Origin of the sequence: Brevibacillus sp. BD137 (assembly GCF_041644655.1) — a bacterium.
Classification (GTDB): domain Bacteria; phylum Bacillota; class Bacilli; order Brevibacillales; family Brevibacillaceae; genus Brevibacillus; species Brevibacillus brevis_D.
In genome coordinates this window covers 51,998-74,187 of record NZ_JAOTNO010000003.1, presented here as the reverse complement: position 1 = coordinate 74,187, position 22,190 = coordinate 51,998, and the positions used below count along the sequence as shown (strand labels likewise).

Annotated in this window: 26 protein-coding genes and 1 riboswitch; of the genes, 24 read left to right on the top strand and 2 right to left on the bottom strand. The window is 44.7% G+C overall.

Features of this window, described 5'->3' with window-relative positions; genetic code table 11:
• Positions 1-49: 49 nt before the first annotated feature.
• Positions 50-151, top strand: a riboswitch (SAM riboswitch).
• A 133-nt stretch (positions 152-284) separates the two neighbouring features.
• From metK to ODZ53_RS06980, 18 genes are all read left to right on the top strand, one after another.
• Complete coding sequence (gene metK, locus ODZ53_RS07065; protein WP_015893578.1) at positions 285-1,490, top strand: methionine adenosyltransferase; 1,206 nt, start codon at positions 285-287, stop codon at positions 1,488-1,490.
• 148 nt (positions 1,491-1,638) lie between these two features.
• The gene (locus ODZ53_RS07060) at positions 1,639-2,655 is read left to right on the top strand and encodes a polysaccharide deacetylase family protein (RefSeq protein WP_372676465.1); all 1,017 of its coding nucleotides are present in this window, start codon (positions 1,639-1,641) and stop codon (positions 2,653-2,655) included.
• A complete protein-coding gene (locus ODZ53_RS07055) occupies positions 2,652-3,794 on the top strand; it encodes a sensor histidine kinase (protein WP_015893576.1) in 1,143 nt (380 codons plus the stop codon). The genes ODZ53_RS07060 and ODZ53_RS07055 overlap by 4 nt, the downstream gene beginning before the upstream one ends.
• A 33-nt stretch (positions 3,795-3,827) precedes the next feature.
• A complete protein-coding gene (locus ODZ53_RS07050; RefSeq protein WP_015893575.1) occupies positions 3,828-4,535 on the top strand; it encodes a response regulator in 708 nt (235 codons plus the stop codon).
• A 61-nt stretch (positions 4,536-4,596) separates the two neighbouring features.
• Entirely contained in the window at positions 4,597-4,971 is a 375-nt protein-coding gene (locus ODZ53_RS07045; protein ID WP_372676464.1) for a glycosyltransferase family A protein, read from the top strand.
• A gap of 149 nt (positions 4,972-5,120) precedes the next feature.
• Entirely contained in the window at positions 5,121-7,103 is a 1,983-nt protein-coding gene (locus ODZ53_RS07040; protein ID WP_372676463.1) for an ATP-dependent helicase ComFA, read from the top strand.
• On the top strand, positions 7,100-7,879 hold the full coding sequence (locus tag ODZ53_RS07035; RefSeq protein ID WP_372676462.1) for a ComF family protein: 780 nt from the start codon (positions 7,100-7,102) through the stop codon (positions 7,877-7,879). The genes ODZ53_RS07040 and ODZ53_RS07035 overlap by 4 nt, the downstream gene beginning before the upstream one ends.
• Positions 7,880-7,966: 87 nt before the next feature.
• Positions 7,967-8,395 (top strand): TIGR03826 family flagellar region protein, encoded by a 429-nt coding sequence (locus ODZ53_RS07030; protein WP_015893569.1) that lies wholly within the window; start codon positions 7,967-7,969, stop codon positions 8,393-8,395.
• A 110-nt stretch (positions 8,396-8,505) separates the two neighbouring features.
• Positions 8,506-8,781 (top strand): flagellar biosynthesis anti-sigma factor FlgM, encoded by a 276-nt coding sequence (flgM, locus tag ODZ53_RS07025; protein WP_016742371.1) that lies wholly within the window; start codon positions 8,506-8,508, stop codon positions 8,779-8,781.
• Between the two features lie 72 nt (positions 8,782-8,853).
• Positions 8,854-9,345, top strand: coding sequence for a flagellar protein FlgN (locus ODZ53_RS07020; RefSeq protein WP_087341954.1), 492 nt, complete (start codon positions 8,854-8,856; stop codon positions 9,343-9,345).
• Positions 9,346-9,357: 12 nt separating this feature from the next.
• Positions 9,358-10,845 carry a flagellar hook-associated protein FlgK gene (gene flgK / locus ODZ53_RS07015; RefSeq protein WP_372676461.1) on the top strand — a complete coding sequence of 496 codons (1,488 nt, stop codon included), beginning with the start codon at positions 9,358-9,360 and terminating at the stop codon, positions 10,843-10,845.
• 16 nt (positions 10,846-10,861) lie between these two features.
• Positions 10,862-11,764, top strand: coding sequence for a flagellar hook-associated protein FlgL (gene flgL / locus ODZ53_RS07010; protein WP_372676460.1), 903 nt, complete (start codon positions 10,862-10,864; stop codon positions 11,762-11,764).
• Between the two features lie 22 nt (positions 11,765-11,786).
• Positions 11,787-12,365 (top strand): DUF6470 family protein, encoded by a 579-nt coding sequence (locus ODZ53_RS07005; RefSeq protein WP_372676459.1) that lies wholly within the window; start codon positions 11,787-11,789, stop codon positions 12,363-12,365.
• Positions 12,366-12,379: 14 nt separating this feature from the next.
• The gene (fliW, locus tag ODZ53_RS07000; RefSeq protein ID WP_372676458.1) at positions 12,380-12,796 is read left to right on the top strand and encodes a flagellar assembly protein FliW; all 417 of its coding nucleotides are present in this window, start codon (positions 12,380-12,382) and stop codon (positions 12,794-12,796) included.
• An 11-nt stretch (positions 12,797-12,807) separates the two neighbouring features.
• Positions 12,808-13,056 (top strand): carbon storage regulator CsrA, encoded by a 249-nt coding sequence (gene csrA, locus ODZ53_RS06995; RefSeq protein WP_372676457.1) that lies wholly within the window; start codon positions 12,808-12,810, stop codon positions 13,054-13,056.
• Positions 13,057-13,229: 173 nt separating this feature from the next.
• A complete protein-coding gene (locus tag ODZ53_RS06990; protein WP_372676456.1) occupies positions 13,230-14,057 on the top strand; it encodes a flagellin N-terminal helical domain-containing protein in 828 nt (275 codons plus the stop codon).
• A 91-nt stretch (positions 14,058-14,148) separates the two neighbouring features.
• Complete coding sequence (locus ODZ53_RS06985) at positions 14,149-14,967, top strand: flagellin N-terminal helical domain-containing protein (protein WP_372676455.1); 819 nt, start codon at positions 14,149-14,151, stop codon at positions 14,965-14,967.
• A 72-nt stretch (positions 14,968-15,039) separates the two neighbouring features.
• Positions 15,040-15,867 carry a flagellin N-terminal helical domain-containing protein gene (locus ODZ53_RS06980; protein ID WP_372676454.1) on the top strand — a complete coding sequence of 276 codons (828 nt, stop codon included), beginning with the start codon at positions 15,040-15,042 and terminating at the stop codon, positions 15,865-15,867.
• 154 nt (positions 15,868-16,021) lie between these two features.
• On the opposite strand, the gene fliB is transcribed toward ODZ53_RS06980, so the two are convergent.
• Positions 16,022-17,263, bottom strand: coding sequence for a flagellin lysine-N-methylase (fliB, locus tag ODZ53_RS06975; protein WP_372676453.1), 1,242 nt, complete (start codon positions 17,261-17,263; stop codon positions 16,022-16,024).
• A gap of 153 nt (positions 17,264-17,416) precedes the next feature.
• On the opposite strand from fliB, the gene flaG reads away from it, so the two are divergent.
• The 4 genes from flaG to fliT are packed head-to-tail and all read left to right on the top strand — an operon-like array spanning position 17,417 to position 20,045.
• Positions 17,417-17,761: a flagellar protein FlaG gene (gene flaG, locus ODZ53_RS06970; RefSeq protein ID WP_372676452.1), complete on the top strand. Its 345-nt coding sequence runs from the start codon at positions 17,417-17,419 to the stop codon at positions 17,759-17,761.
• Between the two features lie 12 nt (positions 17,762-17,773).
• Entirely contained in the window at positions 17,774-19,282 is a 1,509-nt protein-coding gene (gene fliD / locus ODZ53_RS06965; RefSeq protein WP_372676451.1) for a flagellar filament capping protein FliD, read from the top strand.
• Positions 19,283-19,297: 15 nt separating this feature from the next.
• Positions 19,298-19,675, top strand: coding sequence for a flagellar export chaperone FliS (gene fliS, locus ODZ53_RS06960; RefSeq protein WP_372676450.1), 378 nt, complete (start codon positions 19,298-19,300; stop codon positions 19,673-19,675).
• Positions 19,676-19,685: 10 nt separating this feature from the next.
• Positions 19,686-20,045: a flagellar protein FliT gene (gene fliT / locus ODZ53_RS06955; protein WP_372676449.1), complete on the top strand. Its 360-nt coding sequence runs from the start codon at positions 19,686-19,688 to the stop codon at positions 20,043-20,045.
• A gap of 36 nt (positions 20,046-20,081) precedes the next feature.
• Here the strand turns inward: fliT and ODZ53_RS06950 are convergent, their stop codons facing one another.
• Positions 20,082-20,258, bottom strand: a complete 177-nt coding sequence (locus tag ODZ53_RS06950; RefSeq protein WP_157448592.1) for a putative motility protein — start codon at positions 20,256-20,258, stop codon at positions 20,082-20,084.
• 158 nt (positions 20,259-20,416) lie between these two features.
• On the opposite strand from ODZ53_RS06950, the gene ODZ53_RS06945 reads away from it, so the two are divergent.
• A complete protein-coding gene (locus tag ODZ53_RS06945) occupies positions 20,417-21,226 on the top strand; it encodes a motility protein A (protein ID WP_372676448.1) in 810 nt (269 codons plus the stop codon).
• The gene (locus tag ODZ53_RS06940) at positions 21,219-22,004 is read left to right on the top strand and encodes an OmpA/MotB family protein (protein WP_016742347.1); all 786 of its coding nucleotides are present in this window, start codon (positions 21,219-21,221) and stop codon (positions 22,002-22,004) included. The genes ODZ53_RS06945 and ODZ53_RS06940 overlap by 8 nt, the downstream gene beginning before the upstream one ends.
• The last annotated feature ends 186 nt before the right edge of the window (positions 22,005-22,190 follow it).

Sequence of the window (22,190 nt, the reverse complement as noted above, 5' to 3'; positions counted from 1 at the left end):
CTATTGACATCTCTGAAAAAAACAATTATTCTATTATCCGTAATGGATACTCTTATCCAGAGCAGGCGGAGGGACTGGCCCTATGAAGCCCGGCAACCGAGCTAGAGCGGTGCTAACCAGCAGAACGGACATCTGTTCTGGCCGATAAGAGGATGAAGGAAGCAAAAAACGCTCAAACCTTTTCCTCCTAAAAATTGGAAAAGGTTTTTTATTTGCGTTTACGTAGATAAAATCCTAACTCGGCTACCACACTATTTGTATGAGGTCAAAGGAGGTATTTTCTCATGGCTTTGCAAAAAGGTCGTCGTCTGTTTACATCCGAATCTGTAACTGAAGGACATCCGGATAAAATTTGTGACCAAATTTCCGACTCCATCTTGGATGCGATCCTCTCCAAAGATCCAAACGCTCGCGTAGCTTGCGAAACTTCCGTAACTACTGGTTTGGTTCTCGTAGCAGGTGAAATCACTACAAACACTTATGTGGATATCCAAAAGCTCGTTCGTGAAACCATTCGTGAAATCGGCTATGACCGTGCGAAATTCGGTTTTGACGCTGACACTTGCGGTGTTATTACTGCAATTGGCGAGCAGTCCGCTGACATTGCACTTGGTGTAGACCAAGCATTGGAAGCACGCGAAGGCAAAATGACTGATGCTGAGATCGAAGCAATTGGTGCTGGTGACCAAGGTTTGATGTTTGGTTTTGCTTGCAATGAAACACCTGAACTGATGCCACTTCCAATCAGCATGTCTCACCAATTGGCTCGTCGTCTGACTGAAGTACGTAAAAACGGAACACTTGCTTACCTCCGTCCTGACGGAAAAACACAAGTAACCGTTGAGTACGATGGCGACAAACCAGTTCGTATCGATACAATCGTTATTTCTACCCAACATGCTCCTGAAACAACTTTGGAGCAAATCAAGCAAGATCTGGTTGAACACGTAATCAAACCAGTTGTTCCAGCTGAACTGTTGGACGCTGAAACCAAATACTTCATCAACCCAACTGGCCGTTTCGTAATTGGTGGACCACAAGGGGATGCTGGCTTGACTGGCCGCAAAATCATCGTAGATACTTACGGCGGTTATGCTCGTCATGGCGGTGGTGCGTTCTCCGGTAAAGATCCGACGAAAGTTGACCGTTCCGGTGCTTACGCGGCTCGTTATGTAGCGAAAAACATCGTGGCTGCTGGCCTCGCAGACAAATGCGAAGTACAAGTTGCTTACGCAATTGGTGTAGCACAACCAGTTTCCATCGCAGTAGATACATTCGGCACAGGTACCATTTCCGAAGAAGCTCTGGTGAAATTGGTTCGCAAACACTTCGACCTGCGTCCTGCTGGTATCATCAAGCAGCTCGACCTGCGTCGCCCTATCTACAAACAAACAGCTGCATATGGCCACTTCGGACGCAATGACCTGAATGTTCCTTGGGAGCAAACAGACAAAGCAGAAGTTCTGAAGCAAGAGGCTGCTCAACTCTAATATTCGAAAGACATAAAAAGAGCCTGGTGTTGCTACTGGGCTCTTTTTCTTTTAGGAGCAGAGTCATCCAATTATTGGGTCAATTGTTGCACAGGAATTTGTATGACTGTGTCGAATCTCCTAGTGAGGAAGTAGAGGAGGGGTTTTTTTGCCGAACAGAAGGCTCTTCCTGATCGTGTTTCTTACTTTTTTGTTTTTTATAGTGGCTATTGGGTTCTTAGGCGAATCTTTTCTGGAAAAAAAGAATAAACAAGAAGTGCAACCTTTTCCCCAAGTGGATACGTCTATAAGCATAAGTGAGACAAAAAATGCTGAGCCAAACGTCACACCAACAGAAGAAGCAGTGGTTCAAACGAAAAAGTGGTATAACAATCAGGTTGTTGTTTTGACGTACCATCATGTCACGGATCAATCGAATCAGCGGTATGTCATAGCTCCTGATCAATTTGCCCAACACATGAAATTTTTGCATGATAATGACCTGAATCCGATTTCGCTGGAGGAGTTCCTGCGATTTATGGAGACGGGTACCTTACCGACTGAGAATGCTGTTTTGATTACGTTTGACGATGGGTATGAGAGTTACTACAAAGAAGCATTTCCGATCTTACGTACATACGGCTACCCTTCAGTGAACTTCGCGATTGCGGGGCGCTTAAGAGATGTAGCTGATCGAAAACGGGAGAATATGACGCCACCACTTACGCGTCAACAAGTTAATGAAATGATTCAATCGGGACTGGTTACAATCGGGTCCCATACGTACAGTCTGCATGAAGAGGAAGAAAGAAATGAGTGGGGCGATCTTGGCCCAGAAACAGCTCCGGTCTTTCTGAAGGACTTGCATCGTTTAGAGGACGAAAAAGAGTACAGGGACCGCCTCTTTGTGGATTTTCGTATATCTCGCGTCAGCTTAAGCGATTGGATGAAGCAAGAGATCGAAGTCATCTCGTTGCCGTTTGGATACACAAGTCCAATCGTACTGGAGACAGCTCGTGAAGCTGGCTACCGCTATGTGTTTACATCTAATCGTGGATTCGTAAAACAGGGAACAGATCCATTTGCCATTCCACGCAATGACATGGGACTGCGAGACGTAAAAGAAGAGCACCTCCAACAGTTGTTCACGAAGGCTAAAAATGAGTTTGAAGGAGAGCAATCATGAACAAAGCGATAGACATCAGCGTGCTGGACGGGGTGATCAAACGAACGATTGAAACCGTAGAAACGAGTAAAACCCAAATATTTGATATAGCTGAAAACGCCAGACAGCATGGCAACTCATTGAAGTTTGAATTACATGAACTTCGACAAGAGATTTCCAAAGTGATTCAAAAAGTCGATGCGCTTGAACTTGCATATCGCAAATCACGCAACAAGCTCGTCTTGGTCAGTCGCAATTTTCATATGTACACGGAGGAAGACATTCGGGTTGCGTATGAAGAGGCGAGCCGTATTCAGGTAGAACTGTCCATTTACCGCGAGCGGGAAAACAATTTGAAGCGCAGAAGAAATGATTTGGAGCGTCAACTACGTACTTTGGAAGAAACGATCGTCCGAGCAGAAAAGCTGGTTTCTCAAATGGGCGTCGTGCTTGGTTACTTGACGGGTGACTTAAGCAAGATAGGCGAGGCACTGGAATCGGCTAAGCAGCATCAGTTGATGGGCTTAAAGGTAATCCAGGCTCAGGAAGAAGAGCGCAAGCGTGTCGCGCGCGAGATTCACGACGGGCCAGCTCAATCGATGGCGAATGTCGTGCTGCGTTCGGAAATAGTAGAACGCATGCTGAAGAACGAACGCATTTTGGAAGCGCAAATGGAACTCCACGAGCTGAAGGAAATGGTACGCTTGAGCTTGGCGGATGTTCGACGTATTATTTTTGATTTGCGTCCGATGGCATTAGATGACTTAGGGCTAGTACCTACCTTGCAAAAATATATTCAAACATGCGAAGAGCGAATTCAGTCTTCCATCGATCTGGTAGTATTCGGTGTGGAGCCTCCTTTGCGCAGTTCGGTAAAGGCGGCGATCTTCCGGTTGGTTCAGGAATGTCTGAACAATGTGGAGAAGCACGCAGGCGCTACGACCGTACAAGTGAAGCTGGAATTTGTACAAGATTCGTTAAGCCTTGTCGTCAAAGACGATGGGGTCGGATTCGATCTGGAAAAACGCATGGCGAATGGCAACTCTTTTGGACTCTTGGGAATGCGTGAGCGTGTACAGCTCTTAGAGGGCAGTGTCGAGCTGCAATCCGCTCCGGGAGAGGGAACCAAGGTTATATTCCAAATACCGATAAAATTGTGACGTGATACGTAAATAAGTACTGGGGGATGAACCATGGATAAGAGACAGCAAGAACTCCGCATTGTGATTGTGGATGACCATCAATTATTTCGCGAAGGCGTAAAGCGAATATTGGAAATGGAAGAAGATTTCAAGGTCGTCGGGGAAGGTGCGGACGGAGGAGAAGCCACAGTATTGGCGGAAGAGCACAAGCCGGATGTCTTGTTGATGGATATTAACATGCCGAACATAAATGGCGTTTCTGCTGCAGAAAATGTGATTTCGGTAAGCCCTTCTACTCGTGTGATTATGCTCTCGATTCATGATGATGAGGGATATGTGTATCGTACACTCCGAGCTGGAGCGTCTGGCTACTTGCTGAAGGAAATGGGAACGTCAGACCTCGTTGACGCTGTGCGTGTAGTGGCGAGTGGTGGTGCATACATACATCCGAAGGTGACGGGAAAGCTGATTGAAGAATTCCGTCGTCTGAGCGAGCAGGAAGGGACGGCAGAGCGTAGCTTCTCAGTAGATGAATCGCAAGCCATCGATCCAAAAGTGATCGAATCACTTACCCGTCGCGAGCGGGAAGTATTGCAGCTGATGGCAGAAGGAAAAAGCAATCGTGCCATTGGGGAATTCCTGTTTATTAGTGAAAAGACGGTTAAAAATCACGTCAGCAGCATTTTGCAAAAGCTCAATGTTCAAGACCGGACACAAGCTGTTGTCATCTCCATTAAAAACGGCTGGGTGAAATTGTAGGAAGCGCTTCCGATTTGCACTCTGTTCAAGCTGTGCGGCATACCTTGGTATAGGAGGAGGTATGACCGTGATGGAAGAGCTGATTGTATGGCTTTTGGCAGCATTTGGCTGCTCCTCTTTGTTGGTAATGATCGCGGAGCACTGGACCAATCGGACGGATACCGCGAGCGAGCTCCCGCATGAGCATTATCGGTTGCTGGTGCGCAATTCGGAACAGGTGCTGGAACGTGTAGTGAGGAGTCTGCTGTTTCGCTCGTATTGGAGTGGCAGACCGATCCGAATTACCTTGATAGATGATGGGTCTGACGATGATACGAAACAGATGACAGCCGTCTTGAAACGTTATCCGTACGGCTATTGTTTGGGAGACGTACAGGAGGAGATGGTGGCTGGAACCATCGTCATTGATCTGCGGGAGAATAAAGAGGGAGCATAAAAATTTGGTGAGCGTAAATATTACGAGCTGTCGACAATAGATCGGCAGCTTTTTTATTTTTCTAGGCCCTGATTCTAGTTCCGAAATTTATTTGCTGGACCAGTCTGTCTTTTTGCACACTAAGAACAAGAAGGCGGAGGAGTGAGCGTATGCGTGAGTATTTGCTGTATATCAAAGCTTGCGGCGGATCAATACCACAGGTGCAGACTTATGTTACGCCCAGCTTTTCTGTAGATCGTTCTTTTTGGCAGGAAAGAGAAGGATGTGTCCTGCATGTCATTGGGAAGACGTCTTCGCTTGCGCTGGCTTTTTCCTTGCGTGCGAAGGTAAACGGATATTTGATGGATCAAGATAAACGGGTGCTGACTGATAGAAATGTAAAAGAGTTGAGGGCGATAGCGGTAAGTGGTGTGCGCGAAGCAAGTAGCTTATATGCGCGGGAAGTAATAAGTGTACAGGACCGCCGAAAGCACGGGTGGTTTTCTTGGGAGTCAGTTGAGGAGAGTGTGGAAGTCCCGTATCAAGGTGGCAAAGAATCGGGGGAAATGCCGGATGCTCGGTTGAGCTATTCGAGTGGTCGCGAGCTTCTTCGTAGGAGCTCATCGCACGAGAATTCACAAGAAGCTGTTTTAAGCGAGATTTTGGATGGTCGTGCGCTCCTATGGGATGAAGTGGAGTCCTTGCTGAAAAAGCGAGGGGTGGAGGTGCATGATTTGTCCGCCATTTTGCATTCATTCGTGCTTGCAAACAAAGCGGAGTGGCGACCAGGCATTCGTTTTTCGGTCACAAAAGGATGGCGGCGCAATAGGCTGGAGTTGGTATGTGAACGCTGCGGAAGTGCAGGAGCGAAGGTGGAGTTTACTTACTGTCATACGTGTGAGCAAGGTTGCGCTTATTGCACAGCTTGCTTAGGGATGGGCAGGAGTAAGTGTTGCACACCGTATTTTTTAATGGATGTTGGTTCATCCCTTTTTCGTAGCGCAGAACATTTGCAGAACGTGGCGAGATTGGAGTGGGCGGGGAAGTATTCGGCTGATCAATCACGGGCAGCTGAGCGAGCACGATGCTTTGTAGCCAATCCGAGACTAGGGCTGTCGGAATATTTGATTTGGGCAGTTTGTGGAGCGGGCAAAACAGAGCTGTTATTCCCTTCGGTTACAGAGGCACTTGCTGCTGGTGGTCGCGTTTTGATTGCGACACCGCGAAAAGACGTCGTGTTGGAGCTGGCTCCGAGGATTCAGCGAGTGTTTCCATGGGCCAAAGTGATTGCCGTCCACGGTTCGAGCTCGGAAAAGTGGGAAGAGAGTGACATCACAATTGCGACCACGCATCAGGTTATGCGCTTCCATCGGCGTTTTTTACTGGTCATTCTCGACGAAGCTGACGCGTTCCCATATCATAATGATCCCATTTTGTATCGCGCTCTATCCAGAGCGGTGAAAAAGAATGGCAAGCTGCTTTATTTAAGCGCGACACCTCCGGGATATTTGCAAAAGCGGCTCGTTAGAAAAGGACGCTTAACCCTAGGCTCGTCTGGGACGATACCGCTTTTCTCTGATACACATGTTCTGTTACCTGGGCGCTATCATGGTGCTGCGCTTCCTGTCCCCAAGATTCTCACGGTACAAGGCTTACATAAGCGCGTTCAGACGAATCGAATCGTGGCGCCATTTATTGATGCAGTGCGTACATCTCTGAATAAAGACCGACAAGTTTTTGTTTTTGTACCGCGGGTTGATGAAATTGATAGGGTGCTATCATACCTTCGCAAGTGGCTTCCTGCTCATGTGGGGGAGATGGCTGGAGTTCATGCGGCAGACCCTATGCGGGAGGAGAAGGTACTCGCCTTTCGGGAAAAACGTTATACCGTCATGGTGACGACAACGATTCTGGAGCGGGGTGTGACCATACCAAAGAGTGACGTAGTAGTCGTAGGTGCGGAGGCGCCAGTATTTGACGAGGCGTCATTGGTGCAGATAGCAGGGCGAGTTGGGCGGTCAGTCGATGATACGACAGGTAGCGTTCTGTTTTTACAAGCAGAACGCTCTACTTCTCCAAAGCGGGCTGTCAGGCAGATTTCACAGATGAACAGCTTGGCTCAAAGGCTGGCCGAACAAAGGGGGCATTCATGACCAGTGGGGTGTGTGTCCGTTGTGGTGGGCGTATCCTAGCATTTCAAAAGGAATCGATCGCTCGAGAAAAAGCGCGACAGCTATCGGATCAGGCGGGGTATCCGGTCACCTATCGCATGTTAAAAGGGATTATGTTGTGTGGAGCTTGCCTTGATGCTTTACCGTTGATTGGGCATGATATTTGCCAACGGTGCGGGCGTGATAGGGAGTTGCAGGCTAGTATCGGCAATGAAGGGCTATGCAGGGATTGTGTTCATGGGGAAGATGGTAAAATATTGGTGGCAAATCGGAGTTTACTTCGCTATGAAAAGGGAGAGAGGGATTTGCTCGGATTGTTTAAATACCGCGGTGACGAACGGCTAGCTTCATTTTACGGTACGCTTCTCGCCATTACAGTTCAGCGTTATTACAGATCTATGGGGTTTACCTGTATCACGACGGTTCCCCTACATCCACAGCGTTTGAGGGAACGCGGCTTCAATCAGGTTGACTTGCTGGCTCGTCATTTAGGAGCAGCAATCAAAATTCCTGTCAAACCGTTGCTTCTCCGGGCGAAGGACACCCCAAAGCTAAGCAAGCAAAAAGGGCGGGCAGCACGTCAGGAGAGTATGCGCGAAGCTTTTGTGTGGGATGGTCAGGACATACCCTCTGCTGCTAAAATCCTGCTCCTTGACGATATTTATACGACTGGCTCGACGCTGCGTTCGTGCGCGAGGACAATCAGAGAGTATTTGGGGCCAAGCTGTGATATGTATTCCTTGACAATATACCGATAGCCAGTTTGGAAAAATTAAGCTATGATGTAGGCATACAACGGATATGGAACCGTATGAACTTTCTGAACGGAAAAGGGGTTGTCCGATATGTCTATGGGCAAGTTGGCAAACTGCTCGCGGTGTGATGCTGTATTTGTACAAGCAGTCCGTGACATTTGCCCCAAATGCAATAAAGAAGTGGAACAAGAATATGAGGCATGTGCCCAGTATTTGCGTAAGCGCGAAAATCGCGGATCGAATATTCATCAAGTGAGCGAAGCCACCGGTGTGAGCGTGAAGCAAATCACGAAGTTTATCAAGGAAGGGCGCATTTCGGTTGCCGGAAGTCCCAACCTTGGCTATCCATGTGAGCGATGCGGTTTTTTGATTCGAGCAGGCAATATTTGCGAATCATGTCTAAAAGGCCTGAAGCATGAAATTACGCAGCAACTCGAGGTAGAGCAACGATTGGACGAATTCCAACGCGCCGAACTGGCTAATGCAGCTTATCGAAGAAAGCAGAATAGTGACGAATAGTTTTGTGCAAAAAAACTAATCGTACATGATGAAATTGCCGATGATACTACTAAGAGGTGTCATCGGTTTTTTCTATGAAAAGACCGTTGGTATGAGAGGATGGTAATCAGATGCGGATTAATGAACCTAACCGTGTCGGGATGATCAATGCTTACAACAAGACAGGCAACAACCAGGTAGGCAAAAGCGGCAAAATCCCGATGGGCAAGGATGAAGTAAACATTTCCACAGAAGCGCTGGAAATGCAAAAGCAAGTAGAAGATGTCAACTCTCCGCAACGTCGGGAAAAGGTGGAGCAGTTGAAGAAGCAAGTAGAGGAAGGAAAATATCACGTCTCAAGTGAGCGGATCGCTGATAAGCTCCTGTCCTTTTGGAAAAAGCTGTAACACAGATCGAAAGAGGGCTTTTTGAACAGCCTCTTTGAATAGTTTTCGATGGAAGATGAGGAGAAGCAAGGAATGAACAGACTCTACGATCTGCTCGACAACTTGATCCAGTTGCACAAAGCCTTGTATACCTTAGCTATGCACAAGAAAGAAGTGCTGGTAAAAGGAAATGTGGATGAACTTATAGCCATTACACGCCAGGAGCAAAAACTGATCAAGGGCGTCACAGAAGCTGAAGCAGCCCGCCAGCAAGTCGTAAAAGAACTGACAGCACAGAAGGGCTTTGCGCTGCAAGAAGGCACACTGGCTGAATTGATCAAGTTGACGACCAGTGCGGAAGAGAAGATGCGACTCAACTCCTGTCGTAATGAGCTAAGCCGGATTGTGACTGAACTGCGCGATGCTAACGACCTGAATCAGCAGTTACTGGAGCAATCCCTTTCTTTTGTCAACATGACGCTCGACCTGATCACGGATACGCCCGAGGACGACTTCATCTACGGAAGGCCGACCTCGGATACGTATCGTCAGGCTAATCGAACTTTTTTCAACAAAAAAGCGTAAAGAGGTGTCGAAATGCGCTCTACTTTTCATGGAATTGAAGTCAGCAAACGCGGCTTGTTCGCTCAACAGTCCGCGCTAAATACAACGGGACACAATATCTCCAATGCGAATACGGAAGGCTACAGCCGCCAGCGCGTGAATATGCAGGCTACGACAGGCTTGCCTTATGTAGGGATGCAAGCGAGTATCGAGCCAGGGTTGCTCGGAACAGGGGTTCAAGCTACTAGTATCCAGCGTCTGCGGGAAGAGTTTTTGGATATTCAGTATCGGAATGAGTACAAACGCCAAGGCTATTGGGATGGCCGTTTGGAAACGTTGGAGAAATTGGAAGGCATCATGAATGAGCCTTCTGATACTGGATTGCAAAAGGTTATGGACCAAATGTGGCAAGCATGGCAGGACCTTGCCAAGGACCCTACTGATACTTCAGCTCGCGCAGTTGTTCGGGAACGAAGCAAGGCAGTAGCGGATACATTTAATACGCTGACCAATCATATTAAGGAAGTACAAACTGATCTCAATAACGTGGTCAATGTAAAATCAATGGAGATCAACTCCTTGGGCCAACAGATTGCTAACTTGAACAATCAGATTGCAAACGTTGTACCGCATGGCTATCAACCAAACGATCTCTATGACCAGCGTGACGTGCTTTTGGACAAGCTCTCCAAGTTGGTGGAGATTCGTGCGACGCAATCGACAGCGGGAATGGTCAATGTTACGATTGAAGGTCGAGATTTTGTTACGGGGATTACTTCGCAGCCAGTAGCTACTGTACAAAATCCAGCTACGGGTATGAGTGACATGACGCTGGGCGGAGCGGCGTTTGTGCCGACAACCGGCTATATGGCTGGAACGCTCCAATCTCGTGATCAGATCGTGCCGAACATGCTGAAACGCTTGGATGTTTTGGCGGTGAATCTGACGAAGGAAATTAATGATCTGCATCGGGCAGGACGAAGCTTGAGTGATATTAACAATGGGACTGTACAGGATCTGCCGTTCTTTGTAGATGCGAATTCTTTGGCTGCTAATCCAGCGACAAAAGATTATCCGAAAGGTGCGTCCAGCCTCGTTATTAACCCAGAGATCATGAAGAGCTTGGATGCGATCGCAGCAGCACAAGAAGAAGCAGGGCGTACCCCTGTAGGGAATAACAAGAGCGCTCTCGCTATTGCTTCGATCAAGTTCAAGGTATTGACTGCGGGTACGGGTCCGAATGACTTGGCAGAAAGCTCTACGTTGGATAACTACTACCGTTATACGATCAGCCAATTGGGTGTCGATGCCCAGGAAGCCAAGCGTAATCAATTGAACTCCGAAATGCTCGTTGGCACTGTTGACAACCAACGACAATCTGTATCCGGTGTTTCTATTGATGATGAGATGGCAGAAATGGTGAAGTATCAACATGCATACAGCGCATCTGCACGTGTCATGACAAGCATGGACGAAGTTTTGGATAAAGTCATCAATGGCATGGGCCGGGTTGGCCTCTAATTAGGAGGGTATAGATATGGCGGTACGTGTAACGCAGAACATGCTGAATAGTAATATGCTACGGAATTTACACAATTCCATGCGTAACATGGATAGGCTACAAGATCAATTAGCATCTGGTAAGAAGATTGCAAAACCTTCTGATGATCCTGTTGTAGCAGCACGTGGTATGTTTTATCGGTCATCATTGATGGAGAATGAACAATATACACGCAATGTGGATGAGGCAAAATCTTGGTTAGATATGACCGATAGTACGATGGACGAAGTTGGGAACGTTATGAAGCGGATTAAAGAGCTTTTAATCTATTCTGCCGATGGTGCTATATCGCCAGAGGATTTAAAAACGATGGGTTCAGAGGTTCAGGAATTGAAGAACCACTTGGGAACCCTTGCTAACCAACAAATAAATGGAAAGTATATTTTTGCAGGTACTGATACAAATATTGCTCCTTATGATGCAGCAGCAAATGGTGGGAAAGGAGATTTTGTTAATACTAACAGTTCACTAATAAATTTAGAGGTAAGTCAAAATGTCTTTGTGACCTCAAACGTAAATGCACAAAACATATTTAATTTTCCTGATAACGCAAACAATATGTTTAAGTTGTTGGATAATGTCATTACTGAACTTAGTAATGGAAGAAGCGCCGGACAATTTCAGCAAAAAGCAGACCAGCAATTTGATAAACTTCTTGCGGAACGTGCATCGCTTGGTGCAAACGTAAATCGGGTTGAATTAATTGCCGAAAGATTGAAGACGCAAGAAGTAAGTATTTCTGATTTAATGTCAAGAAATGAAGATGCCAACATGGCAGAAGTAATGACGGATTTAAAAACGCAAGAAAGTGTTCATTCAGCGGCACTAGGATCGGGAGCACGCATTATTCAGCCAACATTGTTAGACTTCCTTCGCTAGGAATTGTAAAGGGGGAAGCTAAATGCAAATTCAGCAAATTCGGATGGAGAGTACCTTTGCCCGGATAGGTCTAGATATCAAGAAACCTATTCAGGAAATAAAGCAGCCAAAGGCAGAGATGAACCTACATCAAGAAGCGGCTAGTATCTCGATTGAGCAGGGAAGAACGGAGTTACAAATTGATTCTAGTCAGGCTAGAGCCAACATTGGGATCATGACGCCCATGCAATTTAGTGATAGTAATGCATCTTACGGGCGACAAGAGTGGTTACAGGCGATTGCGGAGAAAAGTCAAGAAGGCGACCGTATGATGAGGATTCATACAAAAGAAAATGCCATCGCTAACATTGGAAGAGAAAAAGGGCTGCGTGCATTGGAGGGTGGGTATACCCCTCCAGCTGCATCTTTAGATGAGGGAGTCGACGTAAGCATCCAGGCAAAACCGGCAGTAATCAACGTAAAACGTAACGGCATGAGTATGCAGCCGGTGTTGAGTCCTCCTGAGCTTTCCTATACACCAGGTAAAGTGGAGCCGTATATGATACAATATAATAGTCTCAAAATAGACGTGGTGGGTAGTCAACTGGATAGAACAATGTAAGTGAGGGGGAGAATATGAACACGAGTCAAAAAGTGGAGCTGGGCAAGTTATTTTTTGAAGATGGGATCCCTGGATTTTCTCATTTGCAGTTTTTTCAGTTGATGCAGGAAGAGGAGAGCCCCTTCTTTTTAATTCAGTCTACAGAAGATAAGGATGTTGGGTTTTGGGTAGTAGATCCTTTTGTGTTCTTTCCTTCCTATGAGTTTTCGCTATCATCTGTAACAAAAGAGGCTTTAAGAATAAATGAATCGTCTCCTGTGGCGGTTTTCTCCATCGTAACGATACGAGAAAATAACCAGACGACGGTAAATTTAAAAGCTCCAATTGTGGTCAATCTATCGAATCGGATGGGTAGGCAGGTTATTTTACAGGAAGATTCATACTCTATCCGTCAGCAGTTGTTCGAGCAACCAGCTACGGAAAACAAGTAGGTGGTGTTTACATGTTGGTCCTTTCTCGAAAGAAAAATGAATCAATCATGATCGGTGACACCATCGAAATTAAAATTATTTCTGTGGATGGCGATCAGGTTCGTATTGGAATTGAAGCGCCTCGAAACTTGGACGTCTATCGGAAAGAAATATTTGATGCTATTCAGGAAGAGAATCGTCTGGCTACAAAGAGTCAGAATGATTGGTCCACTTTAAAGAGCATAATTCAAACGAAACTGGATTCGGGAGATGGTCAATAGATCATCTTTTTTCTTTTTTATGAAGAAAAAGAAAAAAAGTGCTGAAATCTCGAAAGCTACAATCCGATAATAGTAATGTAGGGACAAAGTTACAAGCGCGCGATTGTGATGAGTCTCAAATTCATGAATAGTCACAGGGACGTGACTATCGACATATCAAGGAGGAAAAATCAATGATTATCAATCACAATATTTCCGCAATGAATACACACCGTCAATTGGGTGTAAACACTGGCAGCTTGGCGAAAAACGTAGAGAAACTGTCTTCCGGCTACCGCATCAACCGTGCAGCTGACGATGCAGCAGGTCTCTCCATCTCCGAGCGTATGCGTGCACAAATCCGTGGTATGGAGCAAGCTTCCCGCAACTCCCAAGACGGTATCTCCTTGATCCAAGTAGCGGAGGGTGCTCTCCAAACAGTAAATAACATGCTTGTTCGTGTAAAAGAACTGGCTACTCAATCTGCGAACGGAACTTATGACGACACTAACGACCGTAAGCGCATGCAAGAAGAATTAGATGAACTGTCAAAAGAAGTGAAAAACATCAAAGACAATACAAAATTCAATGGAATCAATCTTCTCGACAATAGTGCTACAGGTAAGAAAATTTCTCTGCAAATTGGACAAGAATCTACACAAGTATTGGATTTGGATACTAATAAATTCGATCTTACTGCAGTAGAAACTAAAGTTTCTGGTTGGAAAGTTGAGACTCAAGCTGGTGCAACTACTACTTTGGGTGAAGTTGAAGCCCAAATCAACGCAGTGAGCTCAGCACGTTCCTACCTTGGTGCAAACCAAAACCGTTTGGAAAACACCATCAACAACCTGAACATCACGTCTGAAAACCTGACAGCTGCTGAATCCCGTATCCGTGACGTAGATATGGCGAAAGAGCAAATGGCTTTCACAAAGAACAACATCTTGACACAAGCTTCCCAAGCAATGCTTGCTCAAGCAAACCAACTGCCACAAGGCGTTCTGCAATTGCTTCGCTAAGTAGCATTGCTTCGCTAAGTAGCTAACATATTTTCATAATTCCTGATCAGTCACAGGGACGTGGCTGTCAACAACTCAAGGAGGAAAAAACATGATTATCAACCACAATATTTCCGCAATGAATACTCATCGCCAATTGGGTGTAAACACAGGCAGCCTGGCGAAAAACGTAGAGAAACTGTCTTCCGGCTACCGCATCAACCGTGCAGCTGACGATGCAGCAGGTCTCTCTATCTCTGAGCGTATGCGTGCACAAATCCGTGGTATGGATCAAGCTTCCCGCAACTCTCAAGACGGTATCTCTTTGATTCAAGTAGCTGAGGGTGCTCTGCAAACAGTAAACAACATGCTTGTTCGTGTAAAAGAACTGGCTACTCAATCTGCGAACGGTACTTATGACGAGACTAACGACCGTGCACGTATGCAAGAAGAATTGGATGAACTGGCAAAAGAAGTATTAAACATTAAAGACAATACGAAATTCAACGGTATTGATTTGCTTAAAGGCGGTACAGACATTGACCTGCAGATCGGTCAAGAAAGTACTCAAAAGCTGACTTTGAAAGTAGACAGCTTCAAGTTGACTGATGTAGAAGGTGCAGTTAAAGCCTATAAAGTTAACAAACAAGCAGATGCAGTGACTACGTTGGCCGATGTAGAAAATCAAATTAATAAAGTCAGTGCAGCACGTTCTTATCTTGGTGCAAACCAAAACCGTTTGGAAAACACCATTAACAACCTGAACATCACTTCTGAAAACCTGACAGCTGCTGAATCCCGTATCCGTGATGTAGATATGGCGAAAGAGCAAATGGCTTTCACAAAGAACAACATCTTGACACAAGCTTCCCAAGCAATGCTTGCTCAAGCGAACCAACTGCCACAAGGCGTTCTGCAATTGCTCCGCTAAGTAGCTAACATATTGTCATAATCCTGATCAGCCACAGGGACGTGGCTGTCAACAACTCAAGGAGGAAACACCATGATTATCAACCACAATATTTCCGCAATGAATACTCATCGCCAACTAGGTGTAAACACAGGCAGCCTGGCGAAAAACGTTGAGAAACTGTCTTCCGGCTACCGCATCAACCGTGCAGCTGACGATGCAGCAGGTCTCTCCATCTCCGAGCGTATGCGTGCACAAATCCGTGGTATGGAGCAAGCTTCCCGCAACTCCCAAGACGGTATCTCCTTGATCCAAGTAGCGGAGGGCGCTCTGCAAACAGTAAATAACATGCTTGTTCGTGTAAAAGAACTGGCTACTCAATCTGCGAACGGAACTTATGACGACACTAACGACCGTAAGCGCATGCAAGAAGAATTGGATGAACTGGCAAAAGAAGTGAAAAACATCAAAGGCAATACAAAATTCAATGGAATTAGTCTGCTCGATAACTCTGCAGCTAATAGCAAAATTTCCCTGCAAATTGGTCAAGAATCTACACAAGTATTGGATTTGGATACTACTAAATTCGATCTTACTGCAGTAGATACTAAAGTTTCTGGTTGGAAAGTTGAGACTCAAGCTGGTGCAACTACTACTTTGGGAGAAGTTGAAGCCCAAATCAACGCAGTGAGCTCAGCACGTTCCTACCTTGGTGCAAACCAAAACCGTTTGGAAAACACCATTAACAACCTGAACATCACTTCTGAAAACCTGACAGCTGCTGAATCCCGTATCCGTGACGTAGATATGGCGAAAGAGCAAATGGCGTTCACAAAGAACAACATCCTGACGCAAGCTTCCCAAGCAATGCTTGCTCAAGCGAACCAACTGCCACAAGGCGTTCTGCAATTGCTCCGTTAATAACTTCAGAGTACTTTCATTAAAAAGCTGTCGAATTCATTCGACAGCTTTTTTTGTATGTTAGAAAAAACCAAATAAGAACAAAAAAAAGTCTCATCACATAGTACAGTCAGTGAGAGACATAATGCTTGCTATTATTAATTGGAAGTAAGGACTAATTTTTTATTAGAATGGCAAGGTGTGCAAGAGAACTTAGTTCTTTCTCACGCAAATTTTTAGATATTTTATAAAGGTAGATAGGGGTGTGTTCAATTGCTCTGGCAAAGGAATAGATTAATTTAACGACATGATCTACAGTGAAGTTTTCTTTGTAATGGCTCGTCATACCGATTAGATGAAGCTTGATCATTGAAAAATGTAGCACGAACAGAGAGAACTCATCAGATAAATTTTGGCTAGTCGTTTGGAACGGAAAAAGATTTTTATACACATAGTTTACAAGATAATGTTCCAGTAAGTATTCATGCTTCGTAATGAATGGCAGGTAGTATGATTCGGAAGAATGTTTATATTTTTGAATGAGCTCTTCAGAATTAGAATCTTCCTCAGTAAACGAAAGGCCATCTAAAGTATCTTGAACACACTCAAGATAGGCTTGGCTATTAACTCCTAATAGCACACGCATGTCCATCATATATTTAACAAGTTTAAATTGTATGTCATAAGAGGTTGGTATGGCTTGTATTGTCTCTTTTAAAGTTCCATTTTTTACAATAGTCTTATATGATTCGATGAATTGAGGGAGTTGAGCAAGCTCATTCTGATCGATCAATGTTTGAACCTTTTCATAGAATGTTCCTAGAAGTAATAAACGCTCAGGGATAGAGTAATCTCTATTTTGCAGTATCTCTATGCTAAAAATACGTAAATTCCAAAAGTAGTATTGTGGTAGATTAGCATCTTCTATTCCTAGCGTTTTTCCAATAATGGTCTTAGAATCTAGTTCAAGTTCTATTTCGTCAAATTGCATAACTTCTGGATTCAGCAAAGCTTGCCTCGCTGCTTCTGGGCACGAAAGTGTAGCAGATTGTTCTAAAGATCCATTAATCATATTAAGAGTCCGAGGATATGTTGAGCAAACACTAGATAAATAGTTTTCCCCTAAATTCAATTGAAAGGAACATAATTTTTCAGTATTTAAAAAAGGGCATGCGTTTTTACTATCCATTTTAATTTTAGCATAGTTAAGATCACTTGATTCATTTCGTAAGCGCGTTATGTGATCGTTAATGATCGGGACGAATTCCTTGTCTCGTATATTCTTATAGCGTTTATAAGTTTTTTTATCAATGACAACTGTCCAGCCTTGACAGCATGTGTCTTCACAAAATGAACCAATACACTGAAAGTCTTTCATATACTGGGGTACAAGGGCCTGGTGCTTTTTCTTGCTCATGTTATCTCTCCTCGCCTAAATAAGGATATATAGTTTTATCGGCTAAAGCGGACAAAAAAGTAAGTTCAATAACAATAATCCAAAGAAAAAATAAAACTCAATCGTATTCTTACCGATATATAGAATAAGATCGTTTTTTGAGGAGTGAATAAAATGGAGATTTCCTCTGTTCATTCATTACCAGGACAGAAGAATAGCATGAAACAGGGACCGGGAACAACAGCTGCAAATGAGCAGAACACCTCGAACAAACAGGCGGAGTTGAATCAACAAACAAAGTCTGATTTACAGAATGAGATTGCCGGCATAAACAAATGGCTACAATCTACGAATACCCATGTTAAATTCACCTTACATGAAGATCTAAATGAGTACTATGTACAGGTTATTAACGATCAAACGAATGAGGTTATCCGTGAAATACCATCAAAGAAAATGATGGATATGGTTGCAAAAATGCATGAAATGATTGGTATACTTGTGGACGAAAAAAGATAGGGGGTAAAGGAAATGGGAATTCGGCTTAGTGGTATGGCTTCTGGAATGGATACAGAGAAGATGATTAAAGATTTGATGAAAGCTCAACGTCAGCCAGTTAATCGGTTACAACGAAATAAATATTCAACAGAGTGGAAACGCGATGCTTATCGTGATATTAATACACTTTTTGCAGACATGCAGAATTCACTGAAGAATCTCCGGATGGGCAGTAGCTTCAACAAAAAAGTGGCGGCCTCAGAAAATGATAGTGTTGCCACTGCCAAGGTTGTAGGTAAACCAACACTTTCATCTTATACAATAGAGGTTCAGGAATTAGCAAAGGCAGGAACTCCTTCAAGAACGGAATTTAACACAGGAGTAACAGACCCTAAAAGTCCTATTGGTGGTACAGATTTTACAATCACTGTTGGTAAAGATACGAATGGTGATGGTACGGTAGATTCTAATGATGCTGCTGGTATACCAATATCAGTATCTGCGACAGATACTTTAGAGAATGTCATAACTAAAATTAACAATACGAATACAGGTGTGAAAGCAAGTTTCTTTAACAATAAACTGGTTCTTACTTCAGAAGATGGCAAACAGTTTAAAATTGAAGCATCTACCGTGAACAATTTGAACATCGGAAGTTCTACAGCATCTACCCCGGGGACGGTAGGGACTCCGGCAAAATTTAAAATTAATGGTGTAGAGTACACCTCTCCTACAAATTCGTTAACTTTTGATGGTATGGAAATTAATTTAAAGCAGGCTAACGTTGGTGCTCCGGCAGTTATTAATACGAAGACTGACGAAGATGCTGTATATACCATGATTAAAGATTTTGTAGACAAGTACAATGCCATCATTGAAACTATTAACAAAAAGATTTCTGAACCAAAATACAAAGGCTACCAACCGCTTTTGGATGAAGAAAAAGAAGCCTTACCTGAAAAGACGGCCGAAAAAATGGAAAATATGGCTCGCAGTGGTCTTTTACTGCGTGACCCAATTTTGACCAGCGGATTAAATGAGCTAAGAAGAGCAGTTAGTACACCATTACAGGTTGCTGGTGTCAATAAATCAATGGATACTTTGTCGGAAATAGGTATCGGTGGACCTCCAAATGGTAAGTATGCCTATCAAGAAAATGGAAAACTTTATATTAACGAAACAAAGCTGCGGGAATCTATTCGTAATAACGGGGAAGATGTCCTCAAGCTATTTACAAATTACAGTGATAATAGTAACGCTGCTACGAAGTATAATGAAAGTGGCGTTGCCGAGCGTCTGTATGGGCAAGTGAAACAAGTAATCGATAAAATAACCGAGCAAGCTGGTTCCTCAGGAAGCGTCTTTGACGACAGTAATTTGAGTAAGAAATTAAAGCAAACAGATGATGAAATCAATCGCTGGGAAGATCGTTTAAAATTAATCGAAGATCGTTACTGGAAACAATACACCGCAATGGAAAAAGCAATGTCAAAATCTCAATCTCAGGGATCTTGGTTTGCACAAATGTTAGGGCAACGATAATAGGGAGTGATGCAGATGTTACAAAATGCTGCTCAAACGTACCAATCGAATCAAGTAACAACGGCTACTCCTGCTGATTTAACACTGATGCTATATAATGGGGCACTCAAATTCATTAAACAGGCAAAGCTAGCACTTGAGGACAAAGATGTAACAAAAGCTCATGAAGCCTCGATCAAAATACAGAACATCCTTTACGAGTTAATGTCTACTTTAAATAATGACTATGATATTTCAAAAGAATTCTCCAGACTCTACGAATATATGCTTCAACGGACAATAGAAGCAAACATGCGTAAGGACGTGGATATTCTTTTAGAAGTAGAAGACCTGTTCATTCAATTCCGAGACACTTGGAAAGAAGCCATGCTTTTGGCGAAGAAACAAGGGTAAGGTATACAATATGGAAAAGACAGTCGATGCTCTTCTAAATAGTCTGCTAGAATCAACATTGCGCGTAGAGGAAGTAGTAAGTGTAAAGGATTCTGAACCAGATGCATGGTTGTCCATATTGGACGAAAGAGAAGAAATGATTTCTCAAATACAGCATCAGGGTTTAGATAATGAGTCACTATCTGCCTTACAAAAGCAACAGCTGGAGCAAATTTACGAGATTAACCAACGCCTCATTCCCCTGATCGATGGAAGAATGCAAGGCGTCCAACAACAACTAAACAACCTCCAACGCAGCAAGCTCGCAATGAATACGTACAACGAAGCAGGTCCAAACGGCTATGGTGCCTTTTTCGACCGCAAAAAGTAAAAACGGCCGGGGAACCGGCCGTTTTCTTTTCACCACTTATGCACGAATATCGATTGTTTTTCCAAGAGATGGATGACTTGCCTGAGCCGCTTGAATATTTTGTTGCGTCTTAGCAAAACCCTCCAACATGATGGAAGCTTGCGCTTGCGAAGTCTCCTGCACTTGCTTCGTCAAGCTAATAGTAACGGCTTGCTTTAATTGTACGGCATTCACAGATGATCACCTCTTTTGCTAGAATTACTTTCTTTATCATTATCGACATTTTTTATACCAAGCTTCACTATAACCATGACTCTATTCTCTCATCTTTTTTCCACCATCTGCTATACTTTAAGAACAACTTGCTGAAAAACTAGGAAGGTGAAACATTTGTGTCCACAAAACGCCGCTCACTCGTCTTAATCGGAGCCGTCCTCCTCATCTTCATACACGCGGTCTACCTAAACGGAACCTTAGCGGATCTCCTCAACGTAACCGCCGTCGAGCTAGTCGCGCTCTCCGTAGTCATGTCCTACGCTGTCAAACGAAAGCATCTCGACTTGAAAAAAATCTGGCGCCTGCTCATCCATGGTCGACAAAGCAACGTCGAAGAAACGATCAAGCGCTTCTACTACTACGCGCTCGTCCAGAAGGAACAGGGCTATATCGCGCTCGAAAAGGAACTGCAACAAGAACCCGATTCGTTTATCCAGCGAGGATGCTTACTGGCGGTCGAGGGTGTTCCTGAAGAAGAACTGCGTCTGATCCTAGAGAACGAGCTCAAGGGCGAGCAGTATCGCTACCAACAATCAGCAGGATTCTTCCGTCTCATCAGCTTGCTGGCACCGGGGATGGGGCTGGTCGGTACGCTCTTGGGGATGACGGGTGTACTGAAGTCGCTCGAAGACATGGCCTTGACCGGACACAGCCTGAGCGCAGCGGTCGTGGCGACGTTATATGGCGCGCTCTTGGCGAACTTGTTCGCTTTGCCATGCTACTACCGCTTGATGGATCTGTACGACCGGGAAATGTTTGAAAAGCGTCTTTTCATCGAAGGCTGTGTCGGTCTCCAACGCATGGAGACACCACGCTTGTTGTTTGAAAAGCTGAACTCCTTCTTGCCAGGTGACCAAAAGCTGGTGCTGATTAAAGAAGCAGGCAGCATGAAGGGCACGATTGAAAGGCAGGACCGCTATGCATGACGAACGGTTATACGACGAAAAAGAGCTAGAAAAAAGCTGGCTGCTTAGCTACAGTGACCTGATTACACTGTTGTTCGTGATCGTGATTATTATTGCGGCGACACAGACGAAGAGCATTCAGTCACAAAAGGAAGATGTCCAAAAGGAAAAAGCGAGCTTGGAGAAGGTGCATGAGAGTCTCGACCTGCTCAACCTGCAAAAGCTGGAGCTGCAGCGCGAGGTCTACCAATTGGAGGCTCGCCAGAAGGAGCTCAAGGGCGAAAAAGGAAAAGAAGGCTCTGAAGACACCGTAAACGTGCCGAAGCGGCCAATGGGCATGTCTGACTCGAGTGAGCGCGATATGGAGACGGTACGCAACCAGCTATCCTCCGCTTTGGCTGAGCTGAATCTGGACTACGAGGAGACCGAAGAAGGCTTGCGTATCCGTTTGCCGGAAACGATCTTGTTTACGAGTGGTTCGGCAGACCTACAGGCCCAAGGGAAGCAAGTCGTCGGGACGGTAGCGGGGGTTTTGAAGCGTTTTGAGCACAAGGTGCGAATCGAGGGCTATACAGATGATGTGCCGATATCTCGCAGCTCCTTCCAATCCAACTGGGAGTTATCCTCGGCGCGCGCGATCTCTGTCATGCGTGAAATGGTGGATGCTAACTCCTTACCAGCGTCTCGCTTTACAGTGGCTGGCTTGGGCGAGTACAAACCGCTTGTGGATAACTCCAACGCGGAGAACCGTGCGAAGAATCGCCGGGTAGAGATCGTGATTTTGGGGGAAAAAGAATAATTCATTATTTTCAGATAATAGCAGGATTTTTATATGCAGGATAGAACTATATCCCGTATATATGAATCCTGTTTTTTTGCTGCTAGATATACTTATTCTCCCATTTCGTTCCCCTTACTTTCGTACTAAAGTGGCAGAATATACAGGAAATAGTTATGCCCAGCTTGTGCACAATGGTATGTGGAT

Bases quoted from the DNA above. Each gene is read 5' to 3' on its own strand.
- flaG (WP_372676452.1), top strand. From the start codon at position 17,417: ATGGAGATTTCCTCTGTTCATTCATTACCAGGACAGAAGAATAGCATG.
- flgL (WP_372676460.1), top strand. From the start codon at position 10,862: ATGGCGGTACGTGTAACGCAGAACATGCTGAATAGTAATATGCTACGG.
- fliD (WP_372676451.1), top strand. From the start codon at position 17,774: ATGGGAATTCGGCTTAGTGGTATGGCTTCTGGAATGGATACAGAGAAG.
- ODZ53_RS07030 (WP_015893569.1), top strand. From the start codon at position 7,967: ATGTCTATGGGCAAGTTGGCAAACTGCTCGCGGTGTGATGCTGTATTT.
- csrA (WP_372676457.1), top strand. From the start codon at position 12,808: ATGTTGGTCCTTTCTCGAAAGAAAAATGAATCAATCATGATCGGTGAC.
- ODZ53_RS07005 (WP_372676459.1), top strand. From the start codon at position 11,787: ATGCAAATTCAGCAAATTCGGATGGAGAGTACCTTTGCCCGGATAGGT.
- ODZ53_RS07055 (WP_015893576.1), top strand. From the start codon at position 2,652: ATGAACAAAGCGATAGACATCAGCGTGCTGGACGGGGTGATCAAACGA.
- ODZ53_RS07035 (WP_372676462.1), top strand. From the start codon at position 7,100: ATGACCAGTGGGGTGTGTGTCCGTTGTGGTGGGCGTATCCTAGCATTT.
- ODZ53_RS06980 (WP_372676454.1), top strand. From the start codon at position 15,040: ATGATTATCAACCACAATATTTCCGCAATGAATACTCATCGCCAACTA.
- ODZ53_RS07045 (WP_372676464.1), top strand. From the start codon at position 4,597: ATGACCGTGATGGAAGAGCTGATTGTATGGCTTTTGGCAGCATTTGGC.
- ODZ53_RS06940 (WP_016742347.1), top strand. From the start codon at position 21,219: ATGCATGACGAACGGTTATACGACGAAAAAGAGCTAGAAAAAAGCTGG.
- ODZ53_RS07020 (WP_087341954.1), top strand. From the start codon at position 8,854: ATGAACAGACTCTACGATCTGCTCGACAACTTGATCCAGTTGCACAAA.
- ODZ53_RS07050 (WP_015893575.1), top strand. From the start codon at position 3,828: ATGGATAAGAGACAGCAAGAACTCCGCATTGTGATTGTGGATGACCAT.
- fliS (WP_372676450.1), top strand. From the start codon at position 19,298: ATGTTACAAAATGCTGCTCAAACGTACCAATCGAATCAAGTAACAACG.
- metK (WP_015893578.1), top strand. From the start codon at position 285: ATGGCTTTGCAAAAAGGTCGTCGTCTGTTTACATCCGAATCTGTAACT.
- fliW (WP_372676458.1), top strand. From the start codon at position 12,380: ATGAACACGAGTCAAAAAGTGGAGCTGGGCAAGTTATTTTTTGAAGAT.
- ODZ53_RS07040 (WP_372676463.1), top strand. From the start codon at position 5,121: ATGCGTGAGTATTTGCTGTATATCAAAGCTTGCGGCGGATCAATACCA.
- flgK (WP_372676461.1), top strand. From the start codon at position 9,358: ATGCGCTCTACTTTTCATGGAATTGAAGTCAGCAAACGCGGCTTGTTC.
- ODZ53_RS06985 (WP_372676455.1), top strand. From the start codon at position 14,149: ATGATTATCAACCACAATATTTCCGCAATGAATACTCATCGCCAATTG.
- flgM (WP_016742371.1), top strand. From the start codon at position 8,506: ATGCGGATTAATGAACCTAACCGTGTCGGGATGATCAATGCTTACAAC.
- fliB (WP_372676453.1), bottom strand. From the start codon at position 17,263: ATGAGCAAGAAAAAGCACCAGGCCCTTGTACCCCAGTATATGAAAGAC.
- ODZ53_RS06990 (WP_372676456.1), top strand. From the start codon at position 13,230: ATGATTATCAATCACAATATTTCCGCAATGAATACACACCGTCAATTG.
- fliT (WP_372676449.1), top strand. From the start codon at position 19,686: ATGGAAAAGACAGTCGATGCTCTTCTAAATAGTCTGCTAGAATCAACA.